Source organism: Mesorhizobium sp. WSM4308 (assembly GCF_002294905.1).
In the GTDB taxonomy this organism is placed as follows: domain Bacteria; phylum Pseudomonadota; class Alphaproteobacteria; order Rhizobiales; family Rhizobiaceae; genus Mesorhizobium.
The window spans coordinates 172,601-193,187 of record NZ_NSFW01000006.1 but is presented as its reverse complement, the minus strand read 5'-3'; the positions used below and the strand labels follow the sequence as shown (position 1 = coordinate 193,187).

Genomic DNA, 20,587 nt, shown 5'->3' with positions numbered 1-20,587 from the left:
TCAGTATTATTACTTTAGAGAGATGTCATGTCCTCGAACGCGCCCAGCACTGCCGAAGTCCGCCCTTTCCCCAACGCCAAGGTCGCTCCGGCGACGGAAGCACCGGAAATTCCCGTCCTGCCGGTGGCACCGCCGCCGGCGGCTGAAGCTCCGGCCAAGAAGAAGCGCTCGGTGCGCTCCTTCCTGCTGCCGATCATCGGCCTTGCCCTCCTGAGCGGCGGCGCATGGTACGGCTATGACTACTGGACCACGGGCCGTTTCATGATCTCGACCGACGATGCCTATGTCCAGGCCGACATGGCGTTCGTTTCGCCCAAGATCTCCGGCTATGTCGACCAGGTCAAGGTCAGCGAGAACCAGCTGGTCAAGGCCGGCGACCCGCTGCTGACGATCGACGATGGCGACTACAAGATCGCCGTCGCCCAGACCGAGGCGCAGATCGCCACGCTGGCCAAGACGCTCGACCGCATCGACGCGCAGACCAAGGCAGCACAGGCGTCCCTGCAACAGGCCCAGGCGCAGAAGGTCGCCGACCGGGCCGCTGCCGACAACGCCGCCCGTGCCCAGCAGCGCGCCGCACAGCTGGTCAAGACCCATGTCGGTACGCAGGCGCAACTGGACGACGCGCAGACCGCGCTCGACCAGGCCAATGCAGCGCTGGTTGGCGCCGATGCGCAGATCGCCGCCGCGCAGGCCAATATCGGCGTGTTCGAGGCGCAGCGCGCCGAGTCCGCGAGCACGCTCGCTTCGCTGCAGCTCAGCCGCGACAAGGCCGCGCGCGACCTGTCCTTCACCGTGCTCAAGGCGCCTTATGACGGCGTCGTCGGCAACCGTTCCGTCGAGCAGGGCGACCTCGTCAGCCCTGGCCAGAAGCTCGCCGTCGTCGTGCCGTTGGACAAGCTCTACATCGTCGCCAACTTCAAGGAGACGCAGCTTGCCCGCCTGGTTCCCGGCGAAAAGGTCAACATCTCGGTCGACGCCATAGACGGCCATCCCATCCAGGGAACCGTCTCGTCGCTCGCTCCTGCCTCAGGCGCGGTCTTCTCGCTGCTGCCGCCGGAAAACGCCACCGGCAACTTCACCAAGGTTGTGCAGCGCGTCCCGGTCCGCATCGACGTGCCGGCCGATGCCCTGAAGGCCGGCAAGCTGCGTGCTGGCTTGAGCGTTGTCGTCAACGTCGACAGCCGCACCGCACCTGCCGCGACGACCAACTAAGCGCTTTCGGAGGGCGGCTCGGCGGCTGATGAAGCGCTGGGCCGCCCGGCCTGCCTCAAGGAGGCCCATGAAATGGCAACCGCAACCATCACCGCAGGAGCGCCGCCGGCAAGGCCGGCGGTCCCTGACACCATTTCCACACGCCGCGTCATCGCCTTCCTGGCGATGGTGTTCGGCATGTTCATGGCGATCCTGGACATCCAGATCGTGTCGGCTTCGCTGGCCGAAATCCAGGCGGGCCTCAGCGCCAGCTCCGACGAAATTCCGTGGGTGCAGACGGCCTATCTGATCGCCGAGGTGGTCATGATCCCGTTGTCGGGCTTCCTCAGCCGGATGCTGTCGACGCGCGTGCTGTTCACCATCGCCGCTGCCGGCTTCACCGCGGCCAGCGCGCTTGCCGCGACCGCCACCAACATCGACCAGATGATTGTCTACCGCGCCGTGCAAGGCTTCATCGGCGGCGGCATGATCCCGAGCGTCTTTGCCGCGGCCTTTACCATCTTTCCGCCCTCCAAGCGCGCCGTCGTCTCGCCGATGATCGGTCTGGTGGCGACGCTGGCGCCGACCATCGGCCCGACCGTCGGCGGCTATATCAGTCACGCCTTTTCATGGCACTGGCTGTTCCTGGTCAATGTCGTACCCGGCATCCTGGTGGCGACCGCCGCCTGGTCGCTGATCGATTTCGACAAGCCCAATCTCAAGCTGTTCAACAAGTTCGACTGGTGGGGCCTCGCCGGCATGGCGGCCTTCCTCGGCTGCATGGAATATGTGCTGGAAGAGGGTCCGAACAATGACTGGCTGCAGGACCAGGGTGTGTTCATCTGCGCCATCGTCATGAGCGTCGGCGCGGTGATCTTCTTCTGGCGTGTCTTCACCGCCGAGGAGCCGATCGTCGATCTCAGGGCCTTCAGCAACGTCAACTTTGCCTTCGGCTCGCTGTTTTCCTTCGTCATCGGCATCGGCCTCTACGGCCTGACCTATCTCTATCCGGTCTTCCTCGGCCGTATCCGCGGCTATGATTCGATGATGATCGGCGAGGCGCTGTTCGTCAGCGGCCTGGCGATGTTCGTCACCGCGCCGATCTCCGGCATCCTGTCGAGCAAGATGGATTTGCGGCTGATGATGATGATCGGCTTCTTCGGCTTCGCCACCGGCACCTGGTGGATGACGCATCTGACCGCCGACTGGGATTTCTACGAGTTGCTCATCCCGCAGATCCTGCGCGGCTGTTCGATGATGCTGTGCATGGTGCCGATCAACAACATCGCGCTCGGCACCTTGCCGCCCGACCGGCTGAAGAACGCGTCCGGCCTGTTCAACCTCACCCGCAACCTCGGCGGCGCCGTCGGCCTTGCCCTCATCAACACCGTGCTGATCGACCGCAACGCCTTCCACTATGCGAGGCTGGCCGAGCATGTGCAGTGGGGCAGCGCCGCCGCGCAGACCAAGCTGCAGAACATGACGCTGAACTTCGAGCAGACATCAGGCCTCGACGCGGCCGGTGCAGCGATCTCCAAGCTGTCGGGCATGGTCCAGCAGCAGGCGGCGCTGCTGTCCTTCATGGACGTGTTCTACATGCTGACGGTGCTGTTCGCGACCCTCGGCCTGTTCACCATGCTGATCAACAAGCCGGCCGCGCCCAGTGGAGGTGGGGGCGGCGGGCACTAAGCAATTCCAGGAAAAGTGTGAAACGGTTTTCCGTCAGGAATTGCGCCAAAACAGAATAACCAACACGTGGGCAGCGGTTTCGGGAAGTTCCTCCAGTCCACGCCCGAAAAGCTCTGACCGCGCAAAAAAACTCCGGGCCGCAAGACCCGGAGTTTTCGTTTCCGGTCTAACTCGTCAGGCCGTGGCAGGCTTGAAGGTCAGCGCCACGCCGTTGATGCAGTGGCGCAGGCCGGTCGGCGCCGGACCGTCGTCGAAGACATGGCCGAGATGACCGCCGCAGCGGCGGCAATGCACTTCGGTGCGGGTCATGCCGAGCGACCTGTCCTCGGTCTTGCCGATACCGTTGGCGATCTCCTGCCAGAAGCTCGGCCAGCCGGTGCCGGAATCGAATTTCGTCTCAGAGGGGTAGACCGGCAGGTCGCAGCCTGCGCAGGCGAAAATGCCCTTGCGGTGCTCGTTGAGCAGCGGGCTAGTGCCCGGATATTCCGTGCCTTGCTTGCGCAGCACGTCGAAAGCGGCGGGCGACAATATGGCTTTCCACTCGTCGTCCGTCTTGGTGATCTCGAACTTCTCGGCCGCCAGCGCGGGCTGCGGAGTGCCCATGCGCAGCATGGTCGCGGCGGCTCCGACGACGCCAATGGCGGCGGCCCCGCTCAAAAGAAAGTCGCGACGGTTCATGACCAGTTCCTCCGGTTGTCCTTTTGCCAAACTATACCGCCACGCCAAAATCAAAAGCCGGTGACGGTTGCCCCAAACGACACTCCGCGCCGTTCCATGGTTGACCATGCGCGGCGCGGAGCGTGCGCGTCGATTGCGGATCACGGGAGCGGGATGACGCAATCGGCGGAGAGCTCTTGCCGCAGGTTCGTCCGCGGCAAGCCCCTTGTTACATCTTCGGCAAAAGAACCTTGTCGATGACGTGGATGACGCCGTTGGACTGCTCGACATCGGCGATCGTCACATTGGCGACATTGCCGTTCTCGTCGGTGACGGTGACCTTGCCGCCCTCGGCCTTCAGCGACAGCTCGCAGCCGCCGACCGTCTTGACCTTGTGCGTGCCGCCGTCAGCCTTGGCCATCGAGGCCACATCCGCCGCCATCGCCTTGGCGCCGATGACATGGCAGGTCAGGACCTTGGTCAGCTTGTCCTTGTTCTCGGGCTTGAGCAGCGTGTCGACCGTGCCGGCCGGCAGTGCCGCGAAGGCCTCGTTGGTCGGCGCGAAGACGGTGAACGGACCGGCGCCCTGCAGCGTCTCGACCAGGCCAGCGGCCTTGACGGCGGCGACCAGCGTGGTGTGATCCTTCGACTTCACGGCGTTCTCGACGATGTTCTTCTGGGCATACATGGCGGCGCCGCCAACCATCGGGTTTTCGGCATAGGCCGCGGTGGCAAGAGCGGAAATAGCGATCGTACCGGCAAGCAAAAGGGTGGCGTATCTACGCATGATGTTCAAACTCCTCGGGTTTCTCTTCCCATTTGTGGGAACGCGAGGAGATACGGAGCACAAACGCACGAGTTTCAGAATATTATCAGATTTTTGATTTTTTCGCTCGGGCAAAGAGATCTGCTGGCGTACCTTCTTGCCGGCACGCACACCTGTTCTAGGCATGTGTTACATAAGATATATTGGGAACATTCCGGAGACGGCTTCGCTGCGAGATGCAGCAGGTCAGATGCCCTTCAGGTCGCCAGCGGCAACCACCGGTCCGGTCGGTTGTCCCGTCGGCGAGCCGCCGGCCGGTTCCAGGCTAACGGCCAGCACCGCGCCCTGCGCCAGCTTCTGCTGCGTGGCGGGCGAGACCCCGATATGCGCGGTCGCGCCGGCCGGGATGACGCCCATCGAGACCGGAGCGTTCTTGCCCTCGATCATCCAAAGTTCGAAGTCCTTGCCGGAAGCGAGCGTGCCGGAAACATGCGAAAGGCTGACCTCATGCCGCTCGGAATCATAGACGGCGAGATATTTTACGTCGCTGCCGTCGGCCGCCAGCGAGGCGACAAGCCGCGCCTGCGGCTGTTCAGCCGGCCGGTTGACATAGGGCACGGCGATATAGAGAGCCAGGGCCGCGACCGCAGCCACGGCAAGGCCGCGCCAGAAGGCGAGGCTGGACCACAGGCCGGCGCGGGCCTCGGCCGATGTGGCCGCGCTCGATGCGAACAGCCGGCGGTCGACAGCAGCCTTCACCGTAGGCGGCGGCTCGACCTCCGCATAGGCTGATGCCAATGGCGACAGGCGTACCTCCCAGCCATCGACGAGCCGCGCGAAATCGGTCTCGCTGTCGATGCGCCTGGAGGCGATCTGCCGCTCTTCCACCGGCAGAACACCGAGAACGTATTCGGCGGCGAACAGGTCGTCGCCTCCACGTTCCGGTCCATTGTCCTCTGCCAGTGTCATCGTTCCAGACATTCTCTCAGTTTCATCAGGCTGCGCCGCAGCCAGGTACGCATCGTGTTCAGCGGCACGCCGTGGCGCTCCGCCAGTTCGGCATAGCTTTCGCCCTTGAGATAAGCGCCCCGGACGGCCGCCGCCCGGTCCTTCTCCAGCTCCCCGAGACAATGATGGATGCGTACGGATTCGTCGCCCGCCACCACCATCGCTTCAGGTCCCGGTGCCGGATCGGCCACGTCAAGCGCGGCATCGATATCGGCAGCAGGCTTGCGCCGCGCCCTGACGCGATCGATCGCGTGGTTGCGGGCGATTGCCACCAGCCAGGAGATCGGGCTCAGATCGGAGACGGCAAAACGATCCGCCTTCGTCCATATCTTGATGAAGACTTCCTGTAGCGCTTCTTCAGCATCTCCCCGGTCGTTCAAGACACGAAGGCACACACCGAAAAGTTTCGCGCTGGTCTGCCGGTAGAGCAGATCGAACGCGGCCCGATCCTTCATCGAAGTCCGGACGATCAGCTTGGTGATGTCCTGCGGCGTCATGCGCGCCAAGTTAGGCGATTGCGTTGTATTTGCAACGCTGGAAATATTCGGTGCACCTAAAGTCCGGCGTCCTGGCGCAGGCTTCGATTGCCAAGGGATCAGCCGCTGGCTAGCTTGGCGGGGAACGGGGAAGCGCCGATGTCGGTCGAATGGATCCTGTGGCAAGAAGACGCGACCGGCCTCGCCGGTCTGGTGCGCAAGGGCGAGCTGTCGGCGATCGAGCTGACCGACGCGGCGATCGCGCGCGCCGAGGCCACAAGGCCTGAAATCAATGCCACGGCCGAGCCGCTCTACGAGGCCGCGCGGGCGCGGGCGAAAACCATGGACCGCTCGCTGCCACTGGCCGGAGTGCCCTTTGCCATCAAGGACCTCGGCATCGCCGTCAAGGGTGTGCCCTCGCATGGCGGCAGCCGCATTCCGGCCTCGGTGCCCGACGTCAATTCGGTTATGACCGACCGCTACCTCGCCGCCGGGCTGATCCCGATCGTCACTTCGACATCGCCGGAGCACGGGCTGCGGCTGATGACCGAATCCAAGGCCTTCGGCATCACCCGCAATCCCTGGAACACCGGCCATACCAGCGGCGGCTCGTCGGGCGGCGCGGCGGCCCTGGTCGCTGCCGGCGTGGTGCCGGTGGCGCATGCCTCCGATGGCGGGGGCTCGATCCGTGTGCCTTCCGCCTGCACGGGCCTGGTCGGCCTCAAGACCTCGCGCGGCCGCATCCCGCTGACGCCGCTGGTCAGCGAAAGCTGGTACGGCATGGTGGTCGATCATGCCGTCACCCGCTCGGTGCGCGATAGCGCGCTGCTGCTCGACCTCACCCACGGTCCCGACTCCCTGTCGCCCTATGCGGCACTGCCGCCGAAGGGCACATTCGCCGCCGCTGCCGCGCGTGATCCGGGCAAGCTCGGCCTGGCCGTCTACCGCAAGTCGCCGCTTGGCCTGCCGATCTCGGCCGAAACGATGAAAGCGCTCGACACCGCCGTGGCGCTTGCGCGCGAGGGCGGCCACACCGTCGTGGAGATCGACCTGCCCTTCATCGGCCGCGATTTCATGGCCGACTTCTGCAGGACGGTTGCTTCCGCCGTCGCTGGCATGCTGCGGGCCGAAGCGCTGCGCGTCGGCCGTTCCGTTACCGGCGACGTCGAGCGCGCCACCCGGGTGCTCGGCCGGTTGGGCGAAATGGTCTCTGCCGGCGAGATCTATGCCGGCCTGCAGCGGCTACACGCCGCCTCGCGCCGGATGATCGAGGAAACCGCGCACTACGATGCGGTGCTGATGCCTGTTATCGCGCACCCGCCGCTCGCCTGCGGCGCCATGGACCCGAAAGGCGCCGACGAGCTGATCGAAAACCTGCTCGACAAGCTTCATCTCACGCCTTTGCTGAAGCTCAAGCCACTGTTCGGCCAGTTGATGGACAAGAGCCTTCTGTTCACGCACTGGCCGGCGATCCACAATGTCAGCGGCCAGCCATCGATCGCGCTGCCCGTCCATGTCACCGAGGCCGGCCTGCCGCTCGGCATCCAGGCCGCCGGGCGCCCGGGCGACGAGGAGACGCTTTTGTCCTTCGCCGCGCAGATGGAGAAGCTTTCGGGTTGGCTGAAACGGCGGGCGCCGCTGATGGTGCCGTCATGATGACGAGGCCGTGAACGCGGCGAATATGACAGCAATGCCATTTGCCCCCCGCGCCAATTCCCGCTAAGACGCCGCCGTCTTTACCTGATGCATGTCGCCCAAAAGTGCCCGGCGGTTTTGGGGCAACGACATGCATAAACCAAAAAGCCAGGGAACCGCCCGATGACGGACATCGCCGCCACCGCCGAAATGCAGGCCGCCCTGCTGTCACGGGCGCTGCCCTACATGCAGCGCTACGAACACAAGACCGTCGTGGTGAAATATGGCGGCCACGCCATGGGCGACATCGAGCTCGGCAAGGCCTTCGCCCGCGACATCGCGCTGCTGAAGCAATCGGGCGTCAACCCGATCGTCGTTCATGGCGGCGGGCCGCAGATCGGCGCCATGCTGACCAAGATGGGCATCGAATCCAAATTCGAGGGCGGCTTGCGCGTCACCGACCAGAAGACGGTCGAGATCGTCGAGATGGTGCTGGCCGGCTCGATCAACAAGGAGATCGTCGCGCTGATCAACGCCGAGGGCGAATGGGCGATCGGCCTCTGCGGCAAGGACGGCAACATGGTCTTCGCCGAAAAGGCGCGCAAGACCATGATCGACCCTGATTCCAACATCGAGCGCGTGCTCGATCTCGGCTTCGTCGGCGAGCCGGTCGAGGTCGACCGCACGCTGCTCGACCTCCTGGCCCGCTCCGAAATGATCCCGGTGCTGGCGCCGGTGGCGCCCGGGCGCGACGGCCATACCTATAACATCAATGCCGACACTTTCGCCGGCGCCATCGCCGGCGCCTGCAAGGCCTCGCGCCTTTTGTTCCTCACCGACGTGCCCGGCGTGCTCGACAAGAACAAGAAGCTGATCGACGAATTGACCGTCGCCGAGGCCAGGGCGCTGATCAAGGACGGCACGGTCTCCGGCGGCATGATCCCCAAGGTCGAGACCTGCATCGAGGCGATCGAGCGCGGCGTCGAAGGCGTCGTCATCCTCAACGGCAAGACGCCGCATGCGGTGCTGCTCGAACTCTTCACCGAACACGGCGCCGGCACGCTGATCGTGCCTTGAGCAGCACGCTCGTCGCTCCCGCTCAGCCGATCAGGCGGGTTGCGGAAGGCGCGCGATGACCTTTATCTCGAAGTCGAAGCCCGCCAGCCAGTTCACGCCCACCGCGGTCCAGTTCGTGTAGGGCGGTTCGCCGAACACCTTCAGTCGGACGGCGTCGATCGCCTGCCACTGCGCGGCGGGATCGGTGTGGAATGTGGTGACGTCGACAATGTCGTCGAACGTGCAGCCTGCGGCCTTCAGTACGGCCGCGAGGTTGTCGAAGGCAAGCTGGACCTGCTTTTCGAAGACAGGCTCGGGTGACCCGTCCTCGCGGCTGCCCACTTGCCCTGAGACGAACAGAAGGTCTCCCGAGCGGATCGCCGCCGAATAGCGGTTGATGTCATAGAGAGCCTGCCGGCCGGCAGGGAAGATCGCGTCACGTTTGGTCATTTTCACTCCGTTCAAACAAAGGCAGGCCCGATCTCCCGACGATCGCGACCTGCGCTCCACTGTCCGGGGCAATTTACATACGCCCCGTATGCCGGATGTGGGTGCATACGCGGCGTATGTCAATATTGATACGCTGCGTATTTTTGTGAGAGAGCGGCAAGCCGGTCAGGCGCCCGGCGAAATCGCGGCGGCAGCTTCGGCCGGCTTGCGCGGTGGACGTGCGACGATCATCGATTCCTCCTCGGCGTCCTGCGGCGCGCCCCAGAATTCGGCAAGCGTCGGGCCGTCCTTCACCCTGATGTCTCGGACCAGGAAACCCCAGACCTCGCGAAACCAGACCCGGCGGCCCATCCTGGTGTACCAGCGCATCGAATGCCGCTGCTCGGGGTCGGGGTGGAACAGGATGCGCGCCAGCGCCTTCGGCCGCGATTGCACGGCAAGCTCGATCAGCTTGACGCTGAAGAACAGCATCCACGGCTTCAGCCGTGTCATCTCCAGCACCTGGTGCTTGTAGTCCCACAGCCGGGCATCCTTCTGGATGACCTTGCGGTCGCGCGCGATGCGGAAGAACGGCGTCCAGCGATGCGGCGTCACATAGAGCGCCTGGATCTGGTCGGGGTCATAGGCGATGAGCTGGCGAAAACCGCGCCACAGGTCGCGAAACCCCTCATCCTCGAAGCCGGCCACCCACGTCGCCATCGACAATATGCCGTGCTTTCGCAGCAGCCTTATCGCCTCGCGGTCGGACGAGGTGCTGCCGCCCTTGCGGATCGATTGCAGCGTCTGCTCGTCGGTGTTTTCCATGCCGAGCAGCCAGCGGATGACACCGGCCTTGCGGTAGAGATGCAGGATGTCGGCGTCGCGCACGATGTCGTCGGCACGCGTCGAGCCGACGATCAGCACCGGCACGTTCTCGGCGATCAGGGCGTCGAGAACGGCCCGCCACGCCTTCTTCGAAACCGTCGGGTTCTCGTCGGCGAGATTGACCAGCTCGACGCCATGTTCGCGGTGCAGCCAGGCGATCTCTTGCGCGAACCTTTTTGGATCGCGATGCCGCCAGCGGGTCCAGAAGCCGCGCTGGCCGCAATAGTTGCACAGATGCGGACAGCCGCGCGAAAACTGCATCACCACGGCGCGCTTGCCGCCCCAGTAGCTGTAGCGGCGGTGGTCGATCAGCTCCCAGCCGACGCGGTAGGCGTCGAGTTCGGCAATGGTCATGGCCGCCTGCGTGGCGAAGGGCCGGCGCAGATCGTCGCGAAAGGCGATGCCGGCGACGCTCGCCGGCGGCTGGTGCATTTCCAGCGCCTCGACCAGCGCCACCACGGTCGCTTCGCCCTCGCCGCGCACGATGAAGTCGAAGACGTCGGTCGCCGCCAATATGTCGCGCCAGTGGTAGGTCGGGAAGACGCCGCCATAGATGATGATGGTCGCCGGCTCGTGCTCCTTGATCATTTTGGCGATCAGCAAGGCGGTCGGGTGTGCCGAGGTCGAGCCGGAATGGCCGATCAGGACGAAGTCCGGGATGTCATCCAAGGCGTCGTCCACCACCTTGTCGAGCGGCATCGGCCCGAACTCGGCATCGACGAGGCGTACGTCGTGGCCGGCATCGATGAGCGGGCCGCCGATCGCCAGCAGTCCAAGCGGCGGCAGATGATCATCCGGCACCCGGCTGCCGATGGCGGTGTGCGGCGGATTGATCAGGACGATTTTCATGGCGGACCTCCGAGAGATTGGTCCGCGCATGCTGGCCGGCGATCTAGCCGCCCGATTGGCCCGTTTCAGCAGTTTGCGTGCAGCTTTTCCGCAGGAGCGCTGGAGATGGCGCTACTTCCTGAGATGCGCGAGCGGCACGTGGCCGGGGCCCTTGATGTTCTGCAGCACCAGCTGCGTGTGGACGTCGCGCACGCCGTCGAGCCGCATCAGCCGATGCATGACGAAGGCGTTGAGCTCGTCGACCGAAGGCACCATCACATGCAGCAGGAAGTCGTGGTCGCCGGTCATCGTCCAGCACGAGGACACCTCGTCCATGCGCTGCACCGCCGCAATGAATTTTTCCGGCGAGCCGTCGCTGTGGCTGACCAGGCGCACCTGGATGAACACCTCGACCATCAGGCCGACCGCGCGGCGGCTGATCACCGCGGCAAAGCCCTTGATGATGCCGGCATCGCGCAGCGCCTCGAAGCGCCGCGCGCATGGCGTCGTCGACAGGCCGATCTCTTGCGCCAGTTCGGAGACGGGCTTGCGCCCGTCGCGTTGCAGCACATCGAGCATCTTGATCTCGAAGTCGTCAAATTGAGGCATTTTCACTCCTGCGATGCGGATTGTGAGTGAATGTTATCCCGAATATCGCTGATGAGCCACCATCAGAACCAAATTGCCTCGGCAAATCCGGTTACCCTCCGAACACGCTGCCATTGCCGATTTGCGAGGAGAAAAACCATGACGACGATGAGTGTTGCCGAATATGCCCGCGATTGCGCGGCGCAGGGGTTGCGCGGCGACTATTCGGTCTGCCGTGCCGATTTCACCGTGGCCCAGGGCTATGACTACAGCGGCGAGGAACAGGCGGTGTGGCGCACATTGTGCGACCGCCAGACCAAGCTGACGCGCAAGCTCGCCCATCATTCCTATCTCGACGGTGTCGACAAACTCGGCCTGCTCGACCGCATTCCCGACTTCGAGGACGTCAGCACCAAGCTGCGCAAGCTGACCGGCTGGGAGATCGTTGCGGTGCCGGGCCTCATTCCCGCCGCCCCCTTCTTCGATCATCTCGCCAACCGCCGCTTCCCGGTCACCAACTGGCTGCGCACCAGGCAGGAGCTCGACTACATCGTCGAGCCGGACATGTTCCATGATTTCTTCGGCCACGTGCCGGTGCTATCGCAGCCGGTCTTCGCCGACTTCATGCAGATGTATGGCAAGAAGGCCGGCGACATCATCGCGCTCGGCGGTGACGAGATGATCACCCGGCTCTACTGGTACACGGCCGAATACGGCTTGATGCAGGAGGCCGGCCAGCCGTTGAAGGCCTTTGGCGCCGGCCTGATGTCGTCCTTCACCGAATTGCAGTTCGCCGTCGAGGGCAAGGACGCCCACCATGTGCCTTTCGATCTCGAAACGGTGATGCGCACCGGCTACGAGATCGACAAGTTCCAGCGCGCCTATTTCGTGCTGCCATCCTTCGACGCCTTGCGCGATGCTTTCCAGACGGCCGATTTCGAGGCGATCGTCGCGCGCCGCAAGGACCAGCCGGCACTCGACCCGGCGACGGTCTAAAACACAAAGCGCGTCGCATGAATCCGTTTCAACGCGACGCGCTTTGGACGCTTTGATCCCGCTGGGCTATTGCATGGCGGCGGGGTTCATCCACAGGAGCTCCCAGACGTTGCCGTCGGGGTCTTCGATGTGGCGGTTGAACATGAAGCCGAGGTCTTGCGCGGGGTTGGGATCGGCGCGGCCGCCGGCCGCGACGCCCTTCTCGATCGTGGCATTGACCTCGTCCTTGCTGCCGGCGGTGAGCGCGATCAGCATCTGGCTGTCGCGCCTGGCGTCGCCGATCTGGCGGGTTGTGAACTGGCCGTAATGCTGGTGCGTCAGCAACATCACGCCGATCGCGTCGGAGAACATGATCGAGCTCGCCTGGTCGTTCGAGAACTGCGGATTGAGCGTGCCGCCGATCGCGAGATAGAAGTTGGTCGCTGCCTGCAGATCGCGCACCGGCAGATTTATGAAGATCATCTTGGTCATCGGTCTAAGCCTTGCCTTCGTTGACAGGTACTAGTCAGTCCAGTACCGTATCATGGCTACCATGAGAGAACGGTACCGTCTAGTACTGGTTGGAAGGGCGCAATGAAAACCGACGGTGAGACCAGATCGGCTCGCAAGGATCGTGAGATCATCCAGGCGGCCACGGCGGCGTTCATCAGCAAGGGTTATGACGGGACCAGCATGGAGGAAATCGCCACCAAGGCGGGGGCTTCCAAGCAGACCGTCTACAAGCATTTCACCGACAAGGAGACGCTGTTCGGCGAAGTCGTTCTGTCAACCGCTACCCAGGTCAATGACATCATCGAGGCCGTGACGACGCTGCTTTCCGAGGCGAAATTCATGGAAGGCGGCCTGCAGCAGCTTGCCAGACGCCTGATAGCGGTTCTCATGGATGAAGAGTTGTTGAAGCTGCGACGCTTGATCATCGCCAACGCGGATCGAATGCCGCAGCTTGGCCGCGCTTGGTACGAAAAAGGTTTTGAGCGCATGCTTGCCTCGACGGCGTCCTGCTTTCAAAAGCTCACCAATCGAGGACTGTTACAAACAAGTGATCCCTATCTGGCAGCCAGCCATCTTTTTGGAATGCTTCTTTGGATCCCCATGAATGAAGCCATGTTCACGGGCAGCAACCGGCGCTCCAAGGCCGAACTGGAACGGCACGCGGATGCCTCGGTCGATGCATTTCTGGCCGTCTACGGGGCCTAGCCGAAATAGTGCCGTTCCCCGCCGACGTTTGCGACAACGCCGCCGACACACCGAACCCTATCATCCAGGGGTGTCCGGCCCCTCGGCCTTCAGCCGTGCAAGCTGGGCACGCTGCAGTTCGAGCGCGGCGTTGACGAAGCGTGATATGGTCGCGAGCTCGGCGTCGCTGAAGGTGGCGATCACCTTTTCGCCCTCCTTGGCGATGGCGCCGTAATAGCGCGCCGACAGCTCCCGCGTCGCCTCGGTCGCTTCAATCACCACCTTGCGCCTGTCCTCGAGACTGCGCGTGCGCGTCAGCAGCCCGCGCGCCTCCAGCCGGTCGATCAGCGCCGTCACGGCGGCCGGCGTCAGGCCGGTCGCGGTCGCGATCGCGCCAGCCGATTGCGGGCCGCCATGGAGCAGCCCGATGCAATGGCGCTCGGCCATGTTCAGCCCGAGCCTCATCCCCACCGCCTCGTCATAGGCCTGGGTGGCGTCCTGCCATTGCATCACGGCAACGCCGATCGCGGCCGCCATTTCGTCGCGATCCCCGCTTGACGACTTTATTTCGATCATCTAACTATCAATCCGTCTAACATTTAGACTATCGCAGCAATATGCGGCGGCAGTGCCGACAAGGCAAGGGCCGGCCGCCGACACGGAGTGAAAAATGAGCTCGATCGAACAACGTACCCCTCTCTCGCACGAAGACGAATTCAAATACGCCAAGCTGGCGATGGAATGGTACGGCTGGGGTTCCCCCATCGGCCTCGGCATCCTGCTCGTCGCGCTGGCCGCCGCGGCGGTACTGGTGCGCATCGCCATCCAGGGCTTCTGAGCTGGAGCATCTGCCGGCGCCATCACTGGCGCCGGCTACCGTGGAATGTCAGACAGCGACCACCTTGCTCAGATGATCTCCCAGCCGGCAGGCCAGCGCGGTGATCGTCGTCGTCGGGTTGGCTTGACCGGATGTGCAGAACACCGAGGAGCCGCCGACATAGAGATTGTCCATGCCGTGCACCTTGCAGTTGGCGTCCACCACGCTCCTGGTGATGTCGGTGCCCATGCGCGTGCCGCCCATGTGATGGTGGCCGGCGGTCTCCTCGTCGGTCGGATAATCCTCGCTATTGGCAATCCAGTCCATGAGACGGACACGGCCGAGATTCTTCTCGATGAGCGTCGTGCCGAACAGCTTCAAGCCTTCGACAAGCGTGCGGCGCTCGAGCTCCGATTTCTTCCAGTGCAGCTCGATGCGCGGCACGCCGGCATGGTCGACATCGGTCTTGGACAGCTCGATCCGGTTGGAGGCCAGCGGCGCCTGTTCCCAGGCGACGTAGAGCTGCGCCGCGCAGCGCAGGTTCTGGCTGAGCCGATAGGCGACCCATTCGGCCATGTCGGGCGCCGTGCAGGCGAGGTCGGCAATCACATGTTTGACGCCGGCATAGGGCGTCTCGATAAGCCTGATGCCGAAATTCATGATCCGCAGGCGCTCCATCGCGGCAAGCGTCGGCGAGAAGAAGGCCTCGTTGACGGCATCCACTTCGAACTCGCCATAGTCGGCAAGAATGGCATTGCCGCCCTCGAAGGTCGGGTGTTCCATCCAGTAGCGGCCAAGTGCCGTGGCGTTCGGGACGACGCCGCCATTGGAACGCTGGTTCGACCACAGAAGCAGCCGTGAATTCTCCAGCCCGCCGGTGCAGACGATGAAATAGTCGGCGCTGAAGGCGCCCGCGTCCTGGCCGTTGGACCATAGTTTGGCGCCGGTCACCCGTTTGCCGTCGCCGGCAAGCTCGGTGGCATAGGTGTTGAGCACGACGGCGATGTTGCGGCTCTTGTCGAGCTCGTCGGCGAATTTCTCGCCGAAGCGCACCGCCGGGCTCTTGATCAGCTGCACCCAGCGAATGTCGTCCGAGATCGGCACATCAGGCCGGAAATCAGGAAGTTCGAGGATATCGTGCACCTCCGGCAGATAGGGCTCGATGTCGGTGCGGCTGATCGGCCAGCCTGTGTCGGGTGCCCAGGCCTTCGGCTCGAAATCCTGCTTGTCGAGCACGCGGCACCAGCCGGCCCAATGGTTGGAGCTGCCGCCCATATACCGCAGCCGGGTGATGTCGAGGTCGAAATAGAAATCGCCGACCGTGGTGCCGCGGTAGAAATCCTGCGACTCGTCGCTGAACTCGCGCGAGCCGGCCTCCAGCACCACGACGGGGATGCCGGCGGCGCCCAGCTTGCGGGCAATGGTGGTGCCGGCCGGACCCGAACCGAGGATGCAGACCTTGGGTTTGAAGTTGGCGGCGCGATACGCCTCATGACTGTCGAAGATCATGCCAGGTCGCTCCGCTTCAGGATCCAGCCATTGACCTCGACGATCTCATTCGGGTCGGCCGGTGACGGATCGGCCCTTGAAGGACCGGCACGGGCCGCGTCGGCTTCAGGCAGCTTGCGGAACAAGGACAAGGCAGGCAGGGCGATCAGCGCCTGCACGAGCGTGCGGCGCGACATTTTCTTGAAGAAGCTCATGCCGGGTCTCTCGGATAAGGGCCTCGATGCGCGCATGACATTCCCCAAACGGCACACGCATCGTCACAGACGCCAGTATCGTGCCAAGCCCGGCCCCAAGGCGTGAAAAGGCGGGCAAGTGCTACAACCGAATGCAAACAGGGTTAGAAATTCCTTAACGGGCGAGGTGTGCCCGACCGGCCGGCTCACGCGGCCGCGGAAATGTCCGTATCGAGGATCGTCAGGTTGCGGCCGCCATGCTTGGCCTGGTAGAGGCGCCGGTCCGCGGCGCGCATCAAATCCGATACGTTGACGTCCTCGCCGCACACGGTGCCGCCGATGCTGACGGTCAGCGGAATGGTCCGTTCGTCCACCGGCCGGAAGCGGATCAGCTCGACCTCTCGGCGAATGCGCTCGGCGACACGCTTGGCTTCCTGCTCGGTGGCGCCGACCAGAAAGGCGCCGAACTCCTCGCCGCCGATGCGGCCAAGCACGTCGCCGCTGCGCACGCCGCGCTCGATGGCGCTGGCGATCAGCAGCAGCGCGTCGTCACCGGTCAGGTGGCCGAAACTGTCATTGATCTTCTTGAAATGGTCGGCGTCGATGATCAGCAGCGCGCCGCGGTCGGACTTGCGCCGCGAACCGTCCAACGCGGCAAAGAAGCTTTCCCGGTTGAGCATGCCGGTCATGTCGTCGCGGCTGGCCTTCTCCGACAGGCGGCGGTGCGCGGCTGCAAGCTGGGCGTGTGCCCGGGCCAGTTCGCGGTGCGCGTTCTTCAGCCTGTCGCTCTGCCAGAAGGTGCTGGCGCAGGCCACCCATGCAAGCACCAGCGGACAGAGCGTCGAACTCAGCCAGATCGTTCGGCTGATCGGGAATCCCAAGGCCGGAACGATGATCAGCGTCAGAACAAGCGAGGCGGCGACGGAGGCGAAAGCGATAGCGGCGGATTTCAGAATGATGCTGTTCATCGCGGGCTCCCCACAGGACTTTCTCTGTGCCAGCAAGCCCTGAAGGCCACCTTTCCCGGTTGCATAAAATTTGAATCTTGCGGCCATTTCTGCCACCAAAAGCGCGTGGAAGTTGTGGATAAAGTCCATTTCAGAATCCGCGTTTCATGCCATAAGGAGCGCATGACCACGCAGCCTGACCCCGCCCGCTTCGCCCATGTCACCGACTGGGTGTTCGACCTCGACAACACGCTCTATCCGCATCATTCGAATCTGTTCTCGCAGATCGACGTCAAGATGACCGCCTATGTCGGGGAGTTGCTGTCGCTGCCGCGCGAGGAGGCGCGCAAGCTGCAGAAGGAGCTTTATCGCGAATATGGCACGACGCTGAACGGGTTGATGGCGCGCCACGGCATCGATCCCGACGATTTCCTCGAGAAGGTGCATGACATCGACTATTCATGGCTGGTGCCCGACCCTGTCCTGGGCACCGCCATCCGCCAGCTTCCCGGCCGCAAGTTCATCTTCACCAATGGCGACCGCCGGCATGCCGAGCGCACCGCGCGCCAGCTCGGCATCCTCGACCATTTCGACGACATCTTCGATATCGTCGCCGCCGGCCTCAATCCCAAGCCCGCGCGCCAGACCTACGAGAAGTTCGCCGAGCTGCATGCCGTTACCGGCCACAATGCGGTGATGTTCGAGGACCTCGCCCGCAACCTGGAGGTGCCCAAGGCGCTGGGCATGACCACCGTGCTCGTCGTGCCGCGCAATTTCGAGCCGACCTTCGCCGAGATCTGGGAACGCGACCCCACGCAGGAAGACGACGTCGATTTCGTCACTGACGATCTGGCGGGGTTTTTGACCGCGATTGTGGAGAGGGAGTAGGGGAATTGAAGAACTGAAGAATTGGGGATTTGATCGGGAATGCGGGGGCCACGATTCTCCTCAATTCCTCAATTCCTCAATTCCTCAATTCCTCAATTCTCCAGTTCCCCAACTCCTCCCTCACTCCCCCAACTTGTAGAACCGGCTGACAATCCCCCAGGCCTCGTCGGCGGTGTCGACGAAATCGATGATGTCCTGGTCGCCGGGGCTGATCGTGCCTTGCTCGGCGAGGAAGTCGAGGTTGATCGCGCGTTTCCAGAACGATTTGCCGAACAGGATCACCGGCACGCGCTCCATGCGTCCGGTCTGGATCAGCGTCAGCGTCTCGAAGAACTCGTCCATCGTGCCGAAACCGCCGGGAAACACCGCCACCGCCTTGGCGCGCATGACGAAATGCATCTTGCGGATGGCGAAATAGTGGAAGTTGAAACACAGCTCCGGCGTCACATAGACGTTCGGCGCCTGCTCATGCGGCAGCACGATGTTGAGTCCGATCGACGGCGCGCCGACATCGTCGGCGCCGCGATTTCCCGCTTCCATCACGCCGGGGCCGCCGCCGGTCACCACAACATATTCGCGGTAGTATGAGGCGGCCGATTGCCGCGAGCACAGGCGGGCGAATTTGCGCGCCTCCTCGTAATATTTGCTGTTTTCCTCGAGGTTCTTCTTCTGCGTCTCGTTCTTGGCCGCCCAGGCCACGCCGCCGGGTTCCGGCAGGCGCGCGCCGCCGAACAGGATCACCGTCGAACGGATGCCGCGCTCGGCCAGGATCATTTCCGGCTTCAAGAGTTCGAGCTGCAGCCGCACCGCGCGCAATTCGCGCCGCGTCATGAAGTCGGGATCGTTCCAGGCAAGCCGGTAGGTCTCGGCCCGCGTCTGCGGCGTGTCCGGCACGCTTTTCGACCGCTCCAGATCCTCGTCCGAATGCGGCAGCGGCGTCCACCCCGCCTTTTCCATAGGTGTCATCAAATTACCCGTCCAGATTTCCTTGACTGCGCCGTCCCATGACGCAGGTGCGATTGACCCTCACTGAGCCTTAACATAAGCAGGTTCCGCAAACGTGTCCGGCGGTTTTGCGACAAGAACCTGCTTATGCAAAGACCCAGGCAGGCGAAGCACGCCCAGGGTCCACGCGACTTCAAAACAGGTTAAGGCGCGGCCCCTTAACAGCTTGGTAATGGAGCGAATTCATGTCGAAGCCCGATCTGGCGAGCCTCGAAAAGACCATCGAGAAGGCCTTCGACGAACGCGATACGATTTCGACCGCGACCCGCGGCGAGACGCGCGACGCCATCCAGGCCGCGCTCGACCTGCTCGACCGGGGCACGGCGCGCGTCGCCGAGCGCCAGGCCGACGGCAAGTGGCAGGTCAACCAGTGGCTGAAGAAGGCCGTTCTGCTCTCCTTCCGGCTCAACCCGATGGAGATCATCAAGGGTGGCCCGGGCCAGGCCGTCTGGTGGGACAAGGTGCCGTCCAAGTTCGATGGCTGGAGTGCGGTCGATTTCGAGAAGGCAGGCTTCCGCGCCGTGCCGTCGTCGATCGTGCGCCGTTCCGCCTATGTCGCGCCGGGCGCCGTGCTGATGCCATCCTTTGTCAATGTCGGCGCCTATGTCGATACGGGGACCATGGTCGATACCTGGGCCTCGGTCGGCTCCTGCGCCCAGATCGGCAAGAACGTGCATCTGTCGGGTGGCGTCGGCATTGGCGGCGTGCTCGAGCCGATGCAGGCCGGCCCCACCATCATCGAGGACAATTGCTTCATCGGCGCGCGTTCGGAAGTCGTCGAGGGCTGCATCGTGCGCGAAGGCTCGGTGCTCGGCATGGGCGTGTTCATCGGCCAGTCGACCAAGATCGTCGACCGCGCCTCCGGTGAGATCTTCTACGGCGAAGTGCCGCCCAATTCGGTGGTCGTCGCCGGCTCGCTGCCGGGGAAGCCTTTTCCGAACAACGAGCCGGGGCCCAGCCTCTACTGCGCCGTCATCGTCAAGCGCGTCGACGCCAAGACCCGGTCCAAGACCTCGATCAACGAATTGCTGCGCGATTGATCTTTCCGCAAAGCGGGCGCACCTTCCGCCGGCGCGACAATCCGTCGCGCTGGTTCAACATGGAGGGGTGACATGGACTGGAAATATCTGCTGACAAGTTTCGACGGCCGCATCAATCGCGCCAAGTTCTGGGCCGGCATCGGCGTGTTCATCGTTATCGGCATCGTCGCCTTCATTCTCGACTCGATCCTTGGCACGCGTTTCACCACCAGCAGCGGCGCTCAGGTCGGCATCATCGGCATCCTCTTCGCGCTGGCATCGATCTATTTCGCTATTGCCCTCTACGCGAAACGCTGGCACGACCGCGACAAGTCGGGCTGGTGGACGCTGATTGGCCTCGTACCTGTCATCGGCGGCATCTGGCTGCTGGTCGAACTCGGCATCCTCCAAGGCACCAGCGGTGCCAATCAATACGGACCGGACCCGCTTGCCTGACAGTCCAAATCTCACCTGGCTTTTCTTCAAGACATCGGGCCGCGTCAGCCGCGCGGCCTATTTTCTTGGCGGCCTGCTCGTCGCCATCATCCAGGCCTTCCCGCTCTACCGCTTCACGCTGGTGCCGGAAGGCTCGGCCGAGGGCAATATGTGGTCGTTCATCTTTTTCATCGCCTTCATTGCCTCGCTATGGTCGAACATCGCGCTGGCGGTGAAGCGGCTGCACGACCTCGACAAGCCGGGCATTGCCGCGCTGATCCTGTTCGTACCGGTCGTCTCGATCGTCGCCTTTCTTGTGTTGTGCCTGTTTCCAGGGCAGCCTGGGCCCAACCGCTATGGCCGGCGCACCAACGAGCCGGCGCAACGCTAGAGCCGGATGATTTCAGGTCG

24 protein-coding genes are annotated in these 20,587 nt (G+C 63.6%); 11 read left to right on the top strand and 13 right to left on the bottom strand.

The features are described 5' to 3' along the window. Positions 1–27: 27 nt before the first annotated feature. Together CK227_RS13375 and CK227_RS13370 are read left to right on the top strand one after the other, a co-directional pair. Positions 28–1,215, top strand: a complete 1,188-nt coding sequence (locus CK227_RS13375; protein ID WP_095773272.1) for an HlyD family secretion protein — start codon at positions 28–30, stop codon at positions 1,213–1,215. 72 nt (positions 1,216–1,287) lie between these two features. Then, positions 1,288–2,883 (top strand): DHA2 family efflux MFS transporter permease subunit, encoded by a 1,596-nt coding sequence (locus CK227_RS13370; protein ID WP_095773271.1) that lies wholly within the window; start codon positions 1,288–1,290, stop codon positions 2,881–2,883. Between the two features lie 174 nt (positions 2,884–3,057). Here the strand turns inward: CK227_RS13370 and msrB are convergent, their stop codons facing one another. From msrB to CK227_RS13350, 4 genes are all read right to left on the bottom strand, one after another. Further along, on the bottom strand, positions 3,058–3,561 hold the full coding sequence (gene msrB / locus CK227_RS13365; RefSeq protein WP_095773270.1) for a peptide-methionine (R)-S-oxide reductase MsrB: 504 nt from the start codon (positions 3,559–3,561) through the stop codon (positions 3,058–3,060). Between the two features lie 208 nt (positions 3,562–3,769). Beyond that, positions 3,770–4,327, bottom strand: a complete 558-nt coding sequence (locus CK227_RS13360) for a fasciclin domain-containing protein (protein ID WP_095773439.1) — start codon at positions 4,325–4,327, stop codon at positions 3,770–3,772. 225 nt (positions 4,328–4,552) lie between these two features. Beyond that, entirely contained in the window at positions 4,553–5,275 is a 723-nt protein-coding gene (locus tag CK227_RS13355; protein WP_095773269.1) for an anti-sigma factor, read from the bottom strand. Then, positions 5,272–5,811 (bottom strand): sigma-70 family RNA polymerase sigma factor, encoded by a 540-nt coding sequence (locus CK227_RS13350; RefSeq protein ID WP_095773268.1) that lies wholly within the window; start codon positions 5,809–5,811, stop codon positions 5,272–5,274. The genes CK227_RS13355 and CK227_RS13350 overlap by 4 nt, the downstream gene beginning before the upstream one ends. 138 nt (positions 5,812–5,949) lie before the next feature. On the opposite strand from CK227_RS13350, the gene CK227_RS13345 reads away from it, so the two are divergent. Both CK227_RS13345 and argB read left to right on the top strand, forming a co-directional pair. Continuing rightward, positions 5,950–7,446, top strand: coding sequence for an amidase (locus CK227_RS13345; RefSeq protein ID WP_095773267.1), 1,497 nt, complete (start codon positions 5,950–5,952; stop codon positions 7,444–7,446). A 162-nt stretch (positions 7,447–7,608) separates the two neighbouring features. After that, the gene (argB, locus tag CK227_RS13340) at positions 7,609–8,502 is read left to right on the top strand and encodes an acetylglutamate kinase (RefSeq protein WP_038651183.1); all 894 of its coding nucleotides are present in this window, start codon (positions 7,609–7,611) and stop codon (positions 8,500–8,502) included. Positions 8,503–8,532: 30 nt separating this feature from the next. Here the strand turns inward: argB and CK227_RS13335 are convergent, their stop codons facing one another. From CK227_RS13335 to CK227_RS13325, 3 genes are all read right to left on the bottom strand, one after another. Continuing rightward, positions 8,533–8,931, bottom strand: coding sequence for a RidA family protein (locus tag CK227_RS13335; RefSeq protein ID WP_010912737.1), 399 nt, complete (start codon positions 8,929–8,931; stop codon positions 8,533–8,535). A gap of 165 nt (positions 8,932–9,096) precedes the next feature. Further along, a complete protein-coding gene (gene bchE / locus CK227_RS13330; RefSeq protein WP_095773266.1) occupies positions 9,097–10,644 on the bottom strand; it encodes a magnesium-protoporphyrin IX monomethyl ester anaerobic oxidative cyclase in 1,548 nt (515 codons plus the stop codon). Positions 10,645–10,755: 111 nt separating this feature from the next. Continuing rightward, positions 10,756–11,232, bottom strand: a complete 477-nt coding sequence (locus CK227_RS13325) for an Lrp/AsnC family transcriptional regulator (protein WP_095773265.1) — start codon at positions 11,230–11,232, stop codon at positions 10,756–10,758. A gap of 138 nt (positions 11,233–11,370) precedes the next feature. On the opposite strand from CK227_RS13325, the gene phhA reads away from it, so the two are divergent. Next, the gene (gene phhA, locus CK227_RS13320; protein WP_095773264.1) at positions 11,371–12,207 is read left to right on the top strand and encodes a phenylalanine 4-monooxygenase; all 837 of its coding nucleotides are present in this window, start codon (positions 11,371–11,373) and stop codon (positions 12,205–12,207) included. Between the two features lie 66 nt (positions 12,208–12,273). Here the strand turns inward: phhA and CK227_RS13315 are convergent, their stop codons facing one another. Continuing rightward, positions 12,274–12,678, bottom strand: coding sequence for a VOC family protein (locus tag CK227_RS13315; RefSeq protein ID WP_095773263.1), 405 nt, complete (start codon positions 12,676–12,678; stop codon positions 12,274–12,276). Positions 12,679–12,780: 102 nt separating this feature from the next. On the opposite strand from CK227_RS13315, the gene CK227_RS13310 reads away from it, so the two are divergent. Continuing rightward, complete coding sequence (locus tag CK227_RS13310) at positions 12,781–13,404, top strand: TetR/AcrR family transcriptional regulator (RefSeq protein WP_095773262.1); 624 nt, start codon at positions 12,781–12,783, stop codon at positions 13,402–13,404. A 60-nt stretch (positions 13,405–13,464) separates the two neighbouring features. On the opposite strand, the gene CK227_RS13305 is transcribed toward CK227_RS13310, so the two are convergent. Beyond that, positions 13,465–13,959, bottom strand: coding sequence for a MarR family transcriptional regulator (locus CK227_RS13305; protein WP_095773261.1), 495 nt, complete (start codon positions 13,957–13,959; stop codon positions 13,465–13,467). A gap of 94 nt (positions 13,960–14,053) precedes the next feature. On the opposite strand from CK227_RS13305, the gene CK227_RS36720 reads away from it, so the two are divergent. After that, positions 14,054–14,221, top strand: a complete 168-nt coding sequence (locus CK227_RS36720; RefSeq protein ID WP_179296443.1) for a hypothetical protein — start codon at positions 14,054–14,056, stop codon at positions 14,219–14,221. Between the two features lie 48 nt (positions 14,222–14,269). Here CK227_RS36720 and CK227_RS13300 read toward each other — a convergent pair whose 3' ends face one another. From CK227_RS13300 to CK227_RS13290, 3 genes are all read right to left on the bottom strand, one after another. After that, entirely contained in the window at positions 14,270–15,709 is a 1,440-nt protein-coding gene (locus CK227_RS13300) for a GMC family oxidoreductase (protein ID WP_095773260.1), read from the bottom strand. After that, positions 15,706–15,903, bottom strand: a complete 198-nt coding sequence (locus tag CK227_RS13295; protein WP_095773259.1) for a hypothetical protein — start codon at positions 15,901–15,903, stop codon at positions 15,706–15,708. The genes CK227_RS13300 and CK227_RS13295 overlap by 4 nt, the downstream gene beginning before the upstream one ends. A 185-nt stretch (positions 15,904–16,088) precedes the next feature. Continuing rightward, complete coding sequence (locus CK227_RS13290; protein WP_095773258.1) at positions 16,089–16,850, bottom strand: GGDEF domain-containing protein; 762 nt, start codon at positions 16,848–16,850, stop codon at positions 16,089–16,091. Positions 16,851–17,012: 162 nt separating this feature from the next. Here CK227_RS13290 and CK227_RS13285 point away from each other — a divergent pair, with 162 nt between their 5' ends. Continuing rightward, positions 17,013–17,717 (top strand): pyrimidine 5'-nucleotidase, encoded by a 705-nt coding sequence (locus CK227_RS13285; RefSeq protein ID WP_095773257.1) that lies wholly within the window; start codon positions 17,013–17,015, stop codon positions 17,715–17,717. Between the two features lie 120 nt (positions 17,718–17,837). Here the strand turns inward: CK227_RS13285 and CK227_RS13280 are convergent, their stop codons facing one another. Further along, positions 17,838–18,683, bottom strand: coding sequence for an LOG family protein (locus CK227_RS13280; protein WP_095773256.1), 846 nt, complete (start codon positions 18,681–18,683; stop codon positions 17,838–17,840). A 224-nt stretch (positions 18,684–18,907) separates the two neighbouring features. Between CK227_RS13280 and dapD the strand changes: the two genes are divergently transcribed. The 3 genes from dapD (at position 18,908) to CK227_RS13265 (ending at position 20,567) form a co-directional block, all read left to right on the top strand. Continuing rightward, positions 18,908–19,762 (top strand): 2,3,4,5-tetrahydropyridine-2,6-dicarboxylate N-succinyltransferase, encoded by an 855-nt coding sequence (dapD, locus tag CK227_RS13275; RefSeq protein ID WP_095773255.1) that lies wholly within the window; start codon positions 18,908–18,910, stop codon positions 19,760–19,762. Between the two features lie 72 nt (positions 19,763–19,834). Further along, complete coding sequence (locus CK227_RS13270) at positions 19,835–20,197, top strand: DUF805 domain-containing protein (RefSeq protein ID WP_095773254.1); 363 nt, start codon at positions 19,835–19,837, stop codon at positions 20,195–20,197. Next, positions 20,190–20,567 carry a DUF805 domain-containing protein gene (locus CK227_RS13265; RefSeq protein WP_179296442.1) on the top strand — a complete coding sequence of 126 codons (378 nt, stop codon included), beginning with the start codon at positions 20,190–20,192 and terminating at the stop codon, positions 20,565–20,567. The genes CK227_RS13270 and CK227_RS13265 overlap by 8 nt, the downstream gene beginning before the upstream one ends. Positions 20,568–20,587: the final 20 nt, after the last annotated feature.